At 69.6% G+C, this 14,470-nt stretch carries 8 protein-coding genes; 2 read left to right on the forward strand and 6 right to left on the reverse strand.

Features of this window, described 5'->3' with window-relative positions:
• Positions 1–52: 52 nt before the first annotated feature.
• Genes ACFOWZ_RS28170 through ACFOWZ_RS28195 form a run of 6 tightly spaced genes read right to left on the reverse strand, consistent with a single transcriptional unit; the run spans position 53 to position 6,960 of the window.
• On the reverse strand, positions 53–1,147 hold the full coding sequence (locus tag ACFOWZ_RS28170; RefSeq protein ID WP_382376921.1) for a M20 family metallopeptidase: 1,095 nt from the start codon (positions 1,145–1,147) through the stop codon (positions 53–55).
• The gene (locus ACFOWZ_RS28175) at positions 1,144–2,097 is read right to left on the reverse strand and encodes a transketolase family protein (protein WP_382376922.1); all 954 of its coding nucleotides are present in this window, start codon (positions 2,095–2,097) and stop codon (positions 1,144–1,146) included. Before ACFOWZ_RS28175 ends, ACFOWZ_RS28170 begins: the two co-directional genes overlap by 4 nt.
• The gene (locus ACFOWZ_RS28180) at positions 2,097–3,242 is read right to left on the reverse strand and encodes an iron-containing alcohol dehydrogenase (protein ID WP_382376923.1); all 1,146 of its coding nucleotides are present in this window, start codon (positions 3,240–3,242) and stop codon (positions 2,097–2,099) included. The genes ACFOWZ_RS28175 and ACFOWZ_RS28180 overlap by 1 nt, the downstream gene beginning before the upstream one ends.
• A complete protein-coding gene (locus ACFOWZ_RS28185) occupies positions 3,239–4,567 on the reverse strand; it encodes a DegT/DnrJ/EryC1/StrS family aminotransferase (RefSeq protein WP_382376924.1) in 1,329 nt (442 codons plus the stop codon). Before ACFOWZ_RS28185 ends, ACFOWZ_RS28180 begins: the two co-directional genes overlap by 4 nt.
• Positions 4,564–5,730: a M24 family metallopeptidase gene (locus tag ACFOWZ_RS28190; RefSeq protein WP_382376925.1), complete on the reverse strand. Its 1,167-nt coding sequence runs from the start codon at positions 5,728–5,730 to the stop codon at positions 4,564–4,566. Before ACFOWZ_RS28190 ends, ACFOWZ_RS28185 begins: the two co-directional genes overlap by 4 nt.
• 3 nt (positions 5,731–5,733) lie before the next feature.
• Positions 5,734–6,960: an aldehyde dehydrogenase family protein gene (locus ACFOWZ_RS28195; protein WP_382376926.1), complete on the reverse strand. Its 1,227-nt coding sequence runs from the start codon at positions 6,958–6,960 to the stop codon at positions 5,734–5,736.
• 146 nt (positions 6,961–7,106) lie between these two features.
• Between ACFOWZ_RS28195 and ACFOWZ_RS28200 the strand changes: the two genes are divergently transcribed.
• Together ACFOWZ_RS28200 and ACFOWZ_RS28205 are read left to right on the forward strand one after the other, a co-directional pair.
• Positions 7,107–12,080: an amino acid adenylation domain-containing protein gene (locus ACFOWZ_RS28200; protein WP_382376927.1), complete on the forward strand. Its 4,974-nt coding sequence runs from the start codon at positions 7,107–7,109 to the stop codon at positions 12,078–12,080.
• 268 nt (positions 12,081–12,348) lie between these two features.
• A complete protein-coding gene (locus tag ACFOWZ_RS28205; protein ID WP_382376928.1) occupies positions 12,349–14,358 on the forward strand; it encodes an ATP-dependent Clp protease ATP-binding subunit in 2,010 nt (669 codons plus the stop codon).
• Positions 14,359–14,470: the final 112 nt, after the last annotated feature.

Raw genomic sequence — 14,470 nt, forward strand, 5'->3', positions numbered from 1 at the left:
GCATTTGTCCACCTGAGGTGGACAAATGCGCCGTTCATCCCAGACTTCGCTCTCAGGGGCGTGCACTTGTCGCCGCACTTGGCAACTCGCTCGTCCTCTCCAGCCGGTGCAACATCTCGGCCAGCCACGCAGCGCGGCGCGGAATGTCCGCCAGCACCACGTGCTCGTCGACCGCGTGCGCTCCGCCACCGTCGGCGCCGAGCCCGTCGATCGTCGGCACACCTGCAGCAGCGGTGACGTTGCCGTCGCTCACCCCGCCCACCGCCATCTCGGTGAGCTCCCAGTCAGCGCACGACGCCGCCAGCTCCACCAGGGCCTCGACCGCCGGAGTCCGTTCCATCGGCGCCTTGTGCACGCCGCCGGTCACCCGCACCGATGCGCGCGGGTCCACCGGCAACAACCCGTGCACGGCGGAGTCCACGCGCGCACCTTCCTCAGCAGTCCAGAAACGGCTCTCGAACAAAGCCGAAGCCCGAGCCGGCACCACGTTGCGGCCCGTACCACCGTCGACACGGCCGACGTTCACCGTGGTCTCGCCGGAGGTCAAACGACCCAAAGCAGTCACCTGGTGCGCCAGCTCGACCACGGCGTTCACCCCGCCCGCGAAGTCGAGGCCGGGATGCGCGGCACGGCCGGTCACCTCCAAGGTGTACATGCCGATGCCCTTGCGGCGCGTCTTCAAAGCCCCACCCGGACCGCACGGCTCGAGAACGAACGCGCACCGGCTGCGGGCGGCCTCGGCCGTGATCAGGTCCTGTGAGCCAGGGCTGCCGAGCTCCTCGTCGGCGTTCAGCAGCACGGTCACGTCCGGCGAGTCCGAAGAGGACAAGGCCGACACGATCTGCACGAGCCCGGCCTTCATGTCGTAAACACCGGGCCCGGTAGCCACGCCGTCCGAGACCGCGTACGGACGCTCCTCCAACGTGCCACAGGGCCACACGGTGTCCACGTGGCCCAGCAACAGCACCGGTGAGCGTTGCGCGCCGAACCGGGCGACCATCACCGGCGTGCCATCAGAACCAACAGACCGTTCGATCCGGCCGCCGGAAGCAGAAAGCAGCTCACCCAGGACGTCCTGCACGGCACGACAAGCCGCGTGGTCGGAAGACGGGGACTCGATCTCCACGAGCTGCTGCAACAAGCTCATCGCAGCCTCCTCATGACGGCCTCGTACACGTCGTGGACGCCGAGGCCGTACAGGTCGAGGATCTCCTCGTACTCGTCGCTGCGCGTGCAGAACACGTCCGGCACGCCGAACCGCAGCACGGGCACCGGCTCGTTCTCCAGCACCACGGCCGCCACCGCGCTGCCGAGGCCGCCCAGCAAGTTGTGGTCCTCGTACGTCACGATCAAGCCGGTCTCCCGCGCGGCCGCGACGATCGCGGGAACGTCCAGCGGCTTCAGCGTGTGCATGTTCAGCACCCGGCACGAGATTCCGCGCGACGCCAGCCGGGAGGCCACCTCCACGGCTCGCGGCACGACCAGGCACCCGGTCGCGATGATCGTGACGTCGGAACCCTCGCGCAACGTCACGGCCTTGCCGATCTCGAACGGGTACTCGGAGGAGTACACCATCGGCGTGTCACCGCGGGAGGCCCGCAGGTACACCGGGCCCTCGACGGACGCCGCCGCTTGCGTTGCGAGATAGGCCTCGTAGGCGTCGGCGGGCGAGAGCACGGTGAAGCCCGGCAGGGCCGTGGTCACCGCGATGTCCTCGGTGCAGTGGTGCGTCGGCCCGGCGAACCCGCCCGAAAGCCCGGTGTAGTACCCGACGACCTTCACGTTGGCCTTCGGGTACGACAGGTCCACGCGCATCTGCTCGCACGCGCGCATCGACGCGAAGACGGCGAACGTGTTGACGTACGGGATGCGACCGGACTGCGCGAGACCGGAGGCGACGCCGAGCAGGTTCGCCTCGGCGATGCCGATCTGCCGGTACCGGTCGGGGAACTCCTTCCCGAACGGCACCGACGGCAGCCCCAGGTCGTTCTCCAGCGAGTACACGCGCTCGTCCCCGCGCGCCAGGTCGAGCTGCGCCACGCGGCACGTGGTGCGGCTCGACGTGCCGTGCTCGGAAACCCAGGTGTCGAGTGACATCACGACCTCGCAAGCGCGGCGCTGAGAATGCGCCGCGTGTCGTCGACGGTGACGGGAACGGGGTTGAGCCCCAGGTGGAAGCCGTCGGCCTGCACCTTGTCCACGAGAGCGGGCAGGTCGTCCTCCCCCACACCGATCTCAGTCAAAGACGGGATCGGCAGCGAGGCGACCAGAGAGCGCACGACCTCGATGCCCGCCCGGCCCAGCGCGGCCGAGTCACCGGAGGACCGCACGCCCAGAGCACGCGCGATGTCCGCGAACCGGTCGGGCATGTGCGGCAGGTTGTGCTCCATCGCGTCGGCGAGGAACAACGCCACGCCAACACCGTGGTGCACGTCGAAGAGCGCGTTCACGGCGTGCGCGAACGCGTGGTCCGCGGCGCCACCGCCCTTCATCGAGATGCCGGCGGTCAGCGCGCCGGTCATCATCTGGTCGCGGGCGCGCAGGTCGTCGCCACGCTCCACGGCATCCGGCAGCCAGCGGCTGATCGTGGTGATCGCCTGCAACGCCATCGCGTCGGCCAGCGGCTGCGACTCGACGGACGTGTACGCGCCGATCGCGTGCGCCAGCGCATCGACACCGGACGCGGCGGTGGGGCCGGCGGGCAGCGTCAGGGTCAACCGCGGATCGCACAACGCGACCTGCGCGGGCGTCGCGACGACGTGCATCTTGAACGCCCTGCTGCTGTCGGTGATGATCGCACCCGCCACGACCTCGCTGCCGGTGCCCGCGGTGGTGGGCACCTGGACGAGCGGCGGTGGCGTTCCGGTCACCTCACGCGCACCGTCCTCGTAGGCCGTGATGCAACCGCCGTCGGCGATGATCACGGCCGCGGACTTGGCCACGTCCAGCGAGCTGCCGCCGCCGACGCCAAGAATTCCGTCGCAGCCCAGCGTCTTGTACATGTACGCGGCACCGGCGACGTGCTGTTCGGTCGGGTTGGTCCGCAGGTCGGAGAACACGGTGTACGACACGCCCGCGTCCTTCACGGACTTCAGCACCGGGTCGATCACGCCCGCGTCCAGCACGCCCTGGTCGGTCACCACGAGCACGTGGCTCACGCCGAGGTCGCGCAACGCCTCACCGGCTGCCGCGGCCGCGCCTGGTCCGTAGTGGATCTGCGGCACGAGGTGGAAGAAGTTCACCACAACCTGCTTTCCCGCTGCCACGGCTCGACGTAGTCGATCGTCGACGCGTACGCGCGCAGCTCGTCGATGTTGGAGAGGACCTTGGTGAACGCGTCGCGGTAGCGCTCGACCGAGTCCGGGTCGCGCAACGACGCCATGCACAGCCGTTTGCCCACCACCAGGGACGACCGGATGACCTCCAGCGTCGCCGGGTAGTCCTCCTGCCGGTAGCACTGGTCGCGCGAGGTCTTGCCGCACGTCCACGGGCAGCCCTGGCCGTAGCCCGCCTTCTGCTGGAACAACGTCTGCCCCGGCAGCGGCCGGTTCTGGTACGACATCACGCCGATGCCCTCGGCCAGCAACGCGTCCTGCACGGCCTGGCGGAACACACCGTTCGGCAGGCCCGCGACCGAACCGTCGAACAGCACGCGGAAGTGGTGGTACACGTGCGTTCGGTCGTCCGGGACGTGCGGCGGCGTCACACCGGGCACGTCGGCGAGCGCCTTGGCGAGCGTGCGCGCGCCTTCCTGCACCTGGGCGGTGTAGCTGTCCAGCCGGTCGATCTGGGTGCTGGTGAACGCGGCGACGATCCCGCTGAGCCGGTAGTTCCAGCCCATCGTGTGCGCGTTGTAGTCGCGCTCGCCGTTCGAACCGATCGTCTCGCCGAACATCTTCACGGCGTCCGCACGGTTGCGCAGGTCCGCCGACGACGTGGTGAGCAGGCCGCCTTCTCCTGCCGTGGCGAGGTTCTTGCCCGCCATGACGCTGAACGCGGCCAGGTCGCCCAAAGAACCGGTGCGGCGGCAGCGGTACGTCGCGGCGTGGGCCTGCGCGGCGTCCTCGATGACGACCAGGTCGTGCTCGCGTGCAAAAGAAATGATCGGGTCCATGTCGGCGGGCAGGCCGTGCAGGTGCACGGCGATGATCGCCTTGGTCCGATCGGTGAGCTTCTCCTCCAGCAGGGAAGGATCGATGGTGAAAGTCTCGGGATCGACGTCCACGAACACCGGAACGCCCTGGTGGTGCAGCACGCACGTGGCCGACGCGAGGAAGCTCAACGCCGGCACCAGAACCTCGTCACCGGGACCGACCCCGGCCGCAGCCACGGCGGCGTGCAGCGCCGCGGTACCGCTGTTGACGGCGATGCAGTGCTCGGCACCGACGTACGCGGCCCACTTCCGTTCCAGCTCGGGCACCCTGGTGTCGTTGAGCCAGCTCAGGTTCCCGCTCAGCAACGTGTCGGTGACGGCCTGGACGTCGCGGTCCTCCACGATCGGCCAGCGGCTCTCGTCGACGCCGTCCGGCACGGCCGGGGCGCCACCGAGCACGGCGAGCGCACTCACGACAGCACCTGCAGCTCACGCGGCACCCGCTTGTCGGTCAGCACCTCGCAACCGGACTCCGTGACGACCACGGTCTCGCTGAACCCGACGTGACCGTTGAGCTCCGGCACGATCAGCGACGGCACGAGGTGGAACACCATGTTGGGGCGCAACACCGTCTCGTCCCCTGGGTGCAGGTTCATGATGTGGCTCTCGTTCCAGCCGGGCGGATAGCACACGCCGATCGAGTAGCCGGTCTCGTGCGTGTGGTCGCCGAACCCGTGCGCGAGGATCGCCTTGCGCGCGGCCGCGTCCACCTCGCCGGAGCTGGCGCCGGGCCGGATCGTCGCGATCGCGGTCTCCAGCGCGTCGATCACGGCCTTCGCGCGTCCGGTGACGGACGGCGGCGGCGTGCCGATGAACCCGGTGCGCATGTTCGCCGCGCTGTACCGCTTGACGCAGCCGGAGAACTCGAGGAACACGATGTCGCCGTCGCGCAGCTCGCGTCCCTCCCACGTGCCGTGCGGCAGGCCGGACCGTTCGCCGCTGATGACGTACGGAGGGCTGCCGGGGTACTCGCTGCCGTGCCGCAGGGTCGCGGCGTACACGGCGGCGGCCACGTCGTTCTCGGTCTTGCCCGGCCGTGCCTCGGCGAGCGCGTCGACCATGCCGGCCATCGCGGCGTCCGCGGCCTGCCGGATGAACCCGAGCTCGGTGTCGGACTTCACCAGCCGGGCGGTCTCGACGAGGCCTGTGCCGTCGACCCACCGCACATCACCGAGCGAGTCCATCAGCTTGAGGTAGGTGCGGATCGGGAAGAAGTAGCCACCCTCCTCAATGGACAACGTCTTGCCCGCGACCCCCAGTCCGCGCACGGTGTCCACGGTGACCTGGACCGGGTCGTCGGTGACGGTGTAGTCCACGTGGCGGTCGAGCCACGACAGGCGTTCGACGTTGATGCGCTCCTCGCGGTAGGTCAGCAGGAGCGGCTCGTCGTCCACCGGCACCATCAGCACCTGGTACATGTAGTAGCCCAGGGTCGTGTAGCCGGTGAGGTAGTAGATGTTCTCCGGGACGCTGACCAGGGCGATGTCGACACCCCGCTCGGCCATCCCCTTCCGCACGGTGTCCAGTCGTCCCCTGTACTCGTCCAGGGAGAACGCCAGGTTGTCGTTGTCGCGCATGTGTTAGCTCCTGCTGAACTCGAGAAAGTTGTGTCGTGGGCCGTCGCGCCGCACGAACTGCTCGTCCTGCCACTCCCACACCCAGCCCGACCGCCTGCGCCCTCCGTACGGCGCGAGCGGCTTCTTGCGCCGCTGGGACAACCACGTCTCTTCGACGAACACCTGCCCGTGGCTGCGTGCCAGCCGCTCGGCCACGCCCGCGACCCGCCCGAACGCGGTCGCGGACAACCCGTACGGCGAGTCCTCCGCGAGCTCCAGCGCCTCGGGGATCGACCCGACCCGCTGGATCGCGATGACCGGCCCGAACGTCTCCTCGCACATGACCTTCATCCGGTGGTCCGCTCCCGCCACCACGATCGGCGGCACGAGCACGCGTTCCTCGCCGTTGACGTTCATCGATCTGCGCAACCCGGTGCTGAGCACCACGGCGCCCTTGCCGACGGCGTCCTTCAACTGGTCGTCGATCCGTCGCGCCACACCGGGCGCGAGCGGACCGACCTGCGTCTCGGGGTCCTTGGGGTCACCCGACCTCAGCTCCCTCACCAGGTCGGTCACGCGTTCCACGAAGTCGTCGTACGCGGCGGACACCACGTAGAACCGCTCCGGCGAGGTGCAGGCCTGGCCCGCGTTGAACGTGCTCGCCTCGACCGCGGCCCGCGCCGCCTCGTCCACCAGCGCCGGGCACAGCACCAGGAAAGGATCCTTGCCCGGTCCCTCGAAGATGAACTTCGTGCCGGTGAGGCGAGCCTGCCTCTCGTAGCCCGCGGCCCAGGCGTCGTCGCCGAACGCCATCAGCGCGTCGATCTCGGGCTGGCGCATGGCGTGTGAGAGGAACCCGGCTCCGTCGTAGTCGACGAACTCGGCCGCCTCGCCCACGAGACCGGTGAGCACCTCGGTCCAGGCCTGGCGCTGGCGCGGCAACCGCACCAGCGTCTTGTTGCCCGCGAGGTGCGACGCGGCGATCGTGGCGAGCGGGTTGCTCAGGATCGCGTTGCCGGGCAACGCCAGCGCCACCCGTCCGAGCGGGCTCCGGCCCGCCAGTCGCGGGGTGACACCCGCGAACGCCTCCAGCCTGCTCACCGCGAGCGCCAGGTCGGCGCGGACCACCTGGCGCGGGAAGGGCAGCAGGTCGACGGCGGCGTCCTCCAGCTCGGCGGCGGACTCCAGCAACCGTTGGCAGATCGCGGAGATGACGTCCAGCCGGGAGGCCGTGTCAGGTGCCGGACTCACGACCACCACCCCTTTCCTCGACATGTCGCAGGAACGTAGGCGCGCGGAGTTAGCCCCCAGTTACGGCCTTTTTCCGCGTAACCCCGCCCTAACTGCGCGGACATACGTTGCGGCGCACTGAATCCGTGTGCGAAAGGTGGAACGTCGTGCGGGAACGACAGCTGTACTTCCACGAGCTCGTTGAGCAGGCGGCCCGCCGCGACCCCCGCGCGACCGCCGTGGAGCAGGACGACAAGCAACTCGACTTCGCCCACCTGGACGGGTTCGCGAACCGGCTCGCGCAGCACCTGCGCGGGCTCGGGGTCACCGCGGGCTCGCGGGTCGGGCTGTGCCTGGAACGCGGCAAGCCCAGCCTGGTGGCCCAGCTGGCGATCTTCAAGCTGGGTGCGGCGGCCGTGCTGCTCGACCCCGAGTACCCCGAGGCGCGGCTGGCGTTCATGCTGGACAACGCCGAGGCGGTCGCGCTGGTCACGCGGTCGGAGCTCGCCGACCGGATCATCCTCGACCGGGACTTCCCCGTCGTGCTGACCGACGGCGACGAGTGGCGCAACGCCCCCGAAGAGAATCCCGGCGCCGAGGTCGACGACGACACGGTGTGCCACGTGGCCTACACGTCCGGCTCGACCGGTGTGCCCAAGGCGGTCCTGCTGCGACACGGTCCACTGAGGACTCTCATCACGACGCTCCAGGACCAGTGCGGCATCACCGAAGGAACGCGGGGCACGTGGCTCTCCTCCCCCGGCGCCGGTCTGGTCGAGGTCGACTGCTTCCCGGTGCTCGCCGCCGGCGGCGCGGTCTGCATCCCGCCGTCCGACATCGCCGCGAAGGCGGACGCGCTCAAGGACTGGCTGGTGGAGAAGGAGATCACGCACGCCCTGCTGCTCACCGCGACGGCCGAGCGGACGTGGCACCTCGACTGGCCCGCGCACGCCAGGCTGCGCAACGTGCGCATCGCCGGTGAGCGGCTGCGCAGCTGGCCGCCGGACCACCTCCCGTTCGAGGTCGTCAACGTCTACGGCTCGTCCGAGGCGACGGTCGTGACCACGTGCAACCTGTCCGTCATCGGCCGTACCCTCACCGACGACGAACGCGCCCACCGCGCGCCGCCCGTCGGGCTTCCGGTGCCGGGTGTGCGCGTCCACGTGCTGGACGACGAGTTCCAGCCCGTGCCCACGGGCACTCCGGGCGAGCTGTTCGTGTCCGGTGCGAGCCTGTCGCAGGGCTACCTGAACCGGCCTGAGGCCAACGACGAGAAGTTCCTCGAAAACCCTTTGGACGACGACCCGAACCCGGTGCTGTACCGCACCGGTGACGTCGCCCGGCGCTGGCCGGACGGCATCGTCGAGGTCGTCGGCCGCACCGACAACGAGGTCAAGATCCGCGGGTACCGGGTGCACCTCGGCGAGGTCGAGTCCGTGCTCGCCCAGCAGCCCGGCGTGCGGCAGTCCGCCGTCACCGCGTACGAGCAGGTCGAGGGCGAACGCAAGCTCGTCGGCTACATCGAACCCGACCGCGCCGCACCACCGCTGCTGTCCGCGGTGCGCAAGGCGTTGCGGCAACAGCTGCCGCACTTCATGGTGCCCGCCGTGCTGGTCGTCGTGGAGGACATGCCGATCTCGGCGAACGGCAAGATCGACCGGGACGCGCTGCCGCCACCCCCGCGCACGCGGCCGGACCTCGACGTCGAGCTGGTCGAGCCGCGCGACGAGATGGAACGCGCGCTCGCCGCCATCTGGTCCGACGTGCTCGCGATCGACGAGATCGGCGTGCTGGACAACTTCTTCGACCTCGGCGGCGACTCGCTGAGCGCGATCCGGCTGCTCACCGCGGTCGGCGACGAGATGAAGGTCGAGCTCGCGCTGACCGATCTCGTCCGGGGGCCGAGCGTCGCACAGGTCGCGCGCAAGGTCGAGACGCTGCGCGCCCAGGGCGCGGGAGTGCAGGAATTCCCGGTCGTCGTCCCGGACGAACTCGCCCGCTACGAGCCGTTCCCGCTCACCGAGACCCAGCAGGCGCTGTGGATCGGCCGTGGCGACGCGGTGGACTTCGGCAACGTCGGCTGCCACGGCTACTTCGAGTGGGAACGCGACGGGCTCGACGTCGACAAGTTCAAGACCGCCTGGCGGAAGCTGGTGCAACGGCACGACATGCTGCGCGCGATCGTGCTGCCCGACGGCACGCAGAAGGTCCTGCCGTCCACCGACGGCGACGACATCCGCGTCGCGGACCTGCGCGACCTGCCCGCCGACGAGGCCGAGGCACACGCGCTCGCCACCCGTGAAGAGATGTCGCACCAGGTCATCGACTCCGACCGGTGGCCGCTCTACGACATCCGGCTCACGTTGCTGGGCGAGGGCAAGGTCCGCCTGCACGTCGGCATCGACCTGCTGATCATGGACGCGTGGAGCGCGTTCCAGGTCCTGTTCCCCGACCTGATCGAGCTCTACGAGAACCCGGACGACGACCTGCCGCCGCTGGACATCACGTTCCGCGACTACGTCCTGCAGTCCAAGGCGGCGCTGGAGGACTCCGAGGCCTACCGCCGCTCGCGCGAGTACTGGGTGTCGCGCGTGCCGAACCTGCCGGCGGCGCCCGATCTGCCACTGGTCACCAACCCGCGTGGCGAGGTCAAGTTCGACCGGCGCGCCCACGACGTGCAGCCCGACGACTGGAACCTGTTGAAGGAACGGGCGAAGAAGGCCGGCGTGACACCGTCCGGCATCCTCGTGGCGGCGTTCTCCGAGGTACTGCGGACGTGGTGCAAGAACGACCGCTTCACCATCAACTTCCCGATCTTCGACCGGCTGCCGATGCACGGCGAGATCGACCGGCTGCTCGGCGACTTCACCAACACGCTGCTGGTGGCCGTCGAGAAGACCGACGGCACGTTCGCCGAACGGGCACGCGACATCCAGGAGCAGATGTGGAGCGACCTGGAGCACCGCCACTTCAACGGCGTGCAGGTGCTGCGCGAGCTGTTGCGGCAGCAGCAGTTCGCCGGGCTCAGGCCGGCCATGCCGATCGTCGTGACCAGTCTGCTCGGTCACCCGCCGCGCCGCCAGGTGTCCGCGCTGGGCCGGGAGACGTACGGCATCTCGCAGACCCCGCAGGTGCTGCTCGACTTCCAGATCCGCGAGATCGACGGAATCCTGCACTTCAAGTGGGACTTCCTGGACGCCATGTTCCCGCCAGGACTGATCGACGCGATGTTCTCCGCCTACGTGCGGCTGATCGAGCAGCTGATCCACGACGAGGCGCAGTGGCACGTCGAACAGCCCAGGCTGGTGCCGGCTGAGCAGATCGCGGTCCGCACCGAGGTCAACCAGACCGCCGCCGACGTGCCGGACGTGCTGCTGCACGAGCTGCTGTCCGAATCGGACTCTCCCGCCGTGATCGCACCCGATCGCACGCTGTCGTTCACCGACCTCCGCCGGTACTCGACGCGCATCGGACGCGGCCTGCGTACGGCAGGTGCACAACCGAACGAGCTCGTCGCCGTCGTGCTGCCGAAGGGCTGGCAGCAGTACGCCGCCGTGTACGGCGTGCTCGCGTCCGGTGCCGCGTACCTGCCGATCGACCCGTCCGTGCCCGACGACCGGCTGCGGTTCCTGCTCCGCGACGGCGAGGTCCGGTTCGTGCTGACGGCGGACGGTCTGCGGGAGTTCCCCGACGACGTCCGAACGTTCACCGTGTCCGACTTCGACAATGAGTCTGAAGACGAACTGGAGAGCGTGCAGTCCGCCATCGATCTCGCCTACGTCATCTACACCTCCGGCTCGACCGGCACGCCGAAGGGCGTCGTGGTCGACCACCGCGGTGTGGTGAACATGTTCTCCGACATGAACTCCCGGCTCGGCGTCGGACCGGACGACCGCGCGTTCGCGATCTCCGGCCTGCACTTCGACCTGTCCGTGTACGACCTGTTCGGCGTGCTCGCCGCGGGTGGGTGCGCTGTCGTGCCGGAGCCGTCCGAGCAACCGGATCCCGCGCACTGGCTGGATCTGGTGCGAGAGCACGGCGTCACGTTCTGGAACTCGGTGCCCGCGCTGGTGGAACTGCTGGCGGACAACGCCTCGCCCGGCGATCTCGACTCGCTGCGCACCGTCGTCATGGCGGGTGACTGGATCCCGCTCGCCCTGCCGGACCGCCTGCGCGCGCTGGCACCGTCGGTCCGCGTGATCGGCTCCGGCGGGCCGACCGAGACGATCTGCTGGTCGGTGGTCTACCCGATCGGTGAGGTGTCGCACGACTGGACGTCGATCCCGTACGGCAAGCCCATGTCCAACCACCGCTACCACGTGCTGGACCACCGCTGGCAGGACCGCCCGACCTGGGTGCCCGGCCAGATCGTGGTCGGCAGCGACATCGGTCTCGCCCACGGCTACTGGCACGACGACGAGCGCACCAGGGAACGGTTCTTCCGCCTCCCGTCCACCGGCGAGCGCGTCTACGCGACAGGTGACCTCGGCCGCTACCTGCCGGACGGCACGATCGAGATCCTCGGCCGCGACGACTTCCAGGTGCAGGTGAACGGCCACCGCATCGAGCTCGGCGAGATCGAGTCGACCGCGGAACGCCACCCGGACGTGCAGTCGTGCGTGGTGGTCGCGGCGGACTCGGCGAGCGGCGGCAAACGCCTGGTGTGCTTCGTCGTGGGCACCGCGGACATCGCGGACTTCCTGCGGTCGCAGCTGCCCGCGTACATGGTGCCGGCGGACGTCCGCGAGCTGGAGTCGTTCCCCTTGACCGGCAACGGGAAGGTGGACCGGCGGGCGCTCACCGCCCAGGCCGAGCTGGTGTCGTCCTCCTCGTCGGACGAGGCGTGCGGGCCGGTCGAGGCGCTGGTGGCCGGTGTGTGCGCCGAGGTGCTCGAACTGCCCGAGGTGGGCGTGCACGACAGCTTCTTCCAGCTGGGCGGCGACTCGCTCACCGGCACGCGGTACGCGAACAAGCTCAACGAGACGTTCGACGTGACGCTGTCCGTGCGGGACGTCTTCACCTCGCCGACGTGCGCGCAGCTGGCCGCGGAACTGGCCCGCGACCAGCGCATCGTCGACTTGGCGAACGCCATCGCCGAACTGGCTTCGACAGAGGAGCTGGAACCGGTAGCCGGCAACTAGTGCGTAGAGCGCCTCAGTCCTACCGGACACATTTTTTGGCGCGAAAAGCACGTTCGGGCCATCTATCGGCCCGAACGTGCTTTTCGCGCCAAACAGCAGGCGCTTGGTGGCGACTTCGATGCAGGCACCGCTCCGCCAACCGCCCAACCGGGGGTCAGCACCCGTAGAAGCTTTTGCACCTCAGCGCAAAACCTCCGAGCGGTGCTCACGGCCGAAGAGGCGGAGGATCGGAGGTGTGAACCCCTCGGTCGAGCGGAGGTGGCTGGCGGTGGGTGACGACTGGATCTTCGGCTTCGGCTCCAACTCGTTGGAGGACCTGGTCGGAAAGCTCTTCGGCGGGCTGGGGCAACCCCAGTCCGCGACCCGGCGCACGGACAGGTTCGGGCGCGACCTCACCGCCGCGGCACGAGAGGGCGTGCTCGACCCCGTCATCGGCAGGGAGGACGTGATCGACGAGGTGCTCGAGGTGTTGTCGCGGCGCACCAAGAACAACCCCGTCCTGATCGGCGACCCCGGCGTGGGCAAGACCGCCGTCGTCGAGGGCATCGCGGCACGGATCGCCCGCGGCGACGTGCCCGGCACGCTGAGCGGCAGGCGGCTGATCTCGCTGGACCTGGCTGGCATGGTCGCCGGAGCGAAGTACCGGGGCGAGTTCGAGGAACGGCTGGAGGGCGTGCTCGACGAGGTGGCCGCGACGAACCGGATGGTGGTCCTGTTCATCGACGAGCTGCACACCGTGGTGGGCGCGGGCAGTGCCGAGGGTGCGCCGATGGACGCCGCGAACATGCTCAAACCCGTGCTCACGACGGGACGGCTCCAGGTCATCGGTGCCACCACGGCCGAGGAGTACCGGCGGTACGTCGCGAAGGACGCCGCGCTGGAGCGGCGCTTCCAGCCGATTCTGGTCGCCGAGCCGTCCGTCGACGAGGCGATCGCCATCCTGCGCGGCCTGCGGGACCGGTACGAGATGCACCACGGCGTGCGGATCTCGGACGAGGCGATCGTGTCCGCCGTCGAGCTGTCGGCCCGCTACGTCACCGACCGGTTCCTGCCGGACAAGGCGATCGACCTGGTGGACCGGGCGAGTGCACGGGTCCGGCTGCGCGAGAAGTCCCCCATGCCGCCGGACCCGGTCCGGCTGGAACAGCGGGTGTGGCGGCTGAAGCGGGACAGCGCCACCGCACAGGGCGAGGACGCGGACCGTCTCGCCGACGAGCTCGCCCAGGCGGTCGCCGAGCTGGAGGCCGCTCACGCCGCGCTGGCCGACGCGCCGCAGGTCGGGCCGAACGACGTCGCCGAGGTCGTGTCCCGCAGCACGGGCATCCCGGTCGCCCAGCTCACCGAAGCCGAACGGCACCGGCTGCTCCACCTGGAGGAACACCTGCACCAGCGGATCGTCGGACAGGACGAGGCGGTGGAGGCGGTCGCCGACGCGGTCCGCCAGAGCCGCGCGGGCCTCAAGCACCCGCACCGGCCCGTCGGTTCGTTCCTGTTCCTCGGCCCGACCGGGGTGGGCAAGACCGAGGTCGCGAGGGCACTGGCCGAGGCGCTGTTCGGATCGCAGGACCAGCTGATCCGGTTCGACATGAGCGAGTTCTCGCAGCAGCACACCGTCGCGCGGCTGATCGGCGCGCCACCGGGGTACGTCGGCTACGAGGACGCCGGGCAGCTCACCGGCGCGGTCCGGCGCGCTCCGTACTCGGTGCTGCTGCTCGACGAGATCGAGAAGGCGCACGCCGACGTCTTCAACACGCTGCTGCAGGTGCTCGACGCGGGCAGGCTCACCGACGCCCAGGGACGAACGGCCGACTTCGCGAACACCGTGATCATCATGACCAGCAACATCGGTGCCGACCAGCTCCTCGCCGCGGCCACGTCGGGCGTGCCGGTCGAGGACCTGCGGGAGCCGTTGATGTCGACGGTCCGCCGCTACTTCCGCCCGGAGTTCCTGAACCGCCTCGACGAGATCATCCTGTTCCGGGGGCTCACCGCGGAACAGCTGCGGCAGATCACCGCGCTGCTGCTCGACCGCACCCGGCAACGGTTGCGCGAGCAGAACATCACGCTGGAGGTCGACGACCGGGCCGTCGACTGGCTCGCGTCCCACGGCTACGTACCCGAGTACGGCGCCCGGCCGTTGCGCCGCACCATCGGCAGGGAACTGGACCGGCGGCTGTCCCGCGCGTTGCTCGCGGGCGAGTTGCGCGGCGGGCAGCACGCCGTGGTGACGGTGACCGAGTCGGGCCTGACCCTCACCATCACCGACCGTCCGACCTGACGGGCCCGCTCGGCCGCAGCCGTTGCGATGGATGATCGAATTTGCCGCCGCAGCCATCCTCCACGCCACCGCGCGCGTTTCTCCCCAAGAGAGGCCGAAAGCGGCCTGCGGA

The sequence above is a fragment of the Lentzea rhizosphaerae genome (genome assembly GCF_042649515.1).
In the GTDB taxonomy this organism is placed as follows: Bacteria; Actinomycetota; Actinomycetes; order Mycobacteriales; family Pseudonocardiaceae; genus Lentzea; species Lentzea aerocolonigenes.

Coding starts and splice junctions, on each gene's coding strand:
- ACFOWZ_RS28170 (WP_382376921.1), bottom strand. CDS start 1,147: ATGAGCTTGTTGCAGCAGCTCGTGGAGATCGAGTCCCCGTCTTCCGAC.
- ACFOWZ_RS28175 (WP_382376922.1), bottom strand. CDS start 2,097: ATGTCACTCGACACCTGGGTTTCCGAGCACGGCACGTCGAGCCGCACC.
- ACFOWZ_RS28190 (WP_382376925.1), bottom strand. CDS start 5,730: ATGCGCGACAACGACAACCTGGCGTTCTCCCTGGACGAGTACAGGGGA.